The organism is Cupriavidus basilensis, from assembly GCF_029335485.1.
In the GTDB taxonomy this organism is placed as follows: domain Bacteria; phylum Pseudomonadota; class Gammaproteobacteria; order Burkholderiales; family Burkholderiaceae; genus Cupriavidus; species Cupriavidus basilensis_E.
Genome location: NZ_JARJLM010000265.1, coordinates 1 through 832, shown reverse-complemented (window position 1 = coordinate 832; position 832 = coordinate 1). Strand labels below are relative to the sequence as shown.

1 protein-coding gene is annotated in these 832 nt (G+C 69.0%); it reads left to right on the top strand.

From position 1 onward, the window contains the following. Positions 1-172 precede the first annotated feature (172 nt). On the top strand, positions 173-832 hold a 660-nt coding region (locus tag P3W85_RS15520; RefSeq protein WP_276265455.1), incomplete at its 3' end, for a histidine phosphatase family protein.

The following is an 832-nucleotide window of genomic DNA, read 5'->3' as shown; positions in this document are numbered from 1 at the left end:
TGGCGAGCGGCATAATGCAGCGCGGAAATGGCCGCTATGAATCCGGCGCGGCTTTGATTGGCCGCCGCGCCTGGCGCCCATACAATGGCTAAACTTCGCGCGGCGTCCCGGCGCCGCGTGCCGATTCCCGTTTCACCGCTTCCGGCGGTGCCTGCCGGCACCGACATCATCCATGGCAACGCTCTTCCTGGTACGGCACGGTCAGGCCTCATTCGGTGCCGCCAACTACGACTGCCTTTCCCCCACCGGCCGGCAGCAGGCCCGCTGGCTCGGCGAATACTTCCGCGAGCGCGGTGTCTCCTTCAAGCGCGTGGTCGCCGGATCGCTGGCACGCCAGCAGGACACGGCGCTGGAAATCCTGGCCGGCATGGAGACTGCCGACGTGCCGCTGGAGACCCACCCGGGGCTCAACGAATACGACGGCGAGGCGCTGTACCGCAGCCATACCGGCGGGGCGGACCACCGCGCCCACCAGAATGGCGACTACAACGACTACTGGCGCACCTTCCGCGCGGCCTACCAGGCCTGGACGCTGGATCAACTCAACGGCATGCCGGAATCCTGGGCGGATTTTGGCGGACGCATCCGCGACGGACTGGCCCAGGCCACGGAAGGCGCGGCGCGCGAGGATGCGCTGCTGGTGGTGAGTTCGGGCGGCGCCATCGGCCGCGCCGTGGCCGATATGCTGGGTGCGCCGGCGCAGACCGCGATCGAGCTGAACCTGCAGTTCCGCAATACCGCCTTCTGCGAGATCATCGCCGGGCGCGGCACGCAGCGCCTGCTCAGCTTCAACAGCCTGCCGCACCTGGAGCGGGCGGAGCGCAGGCAGGCG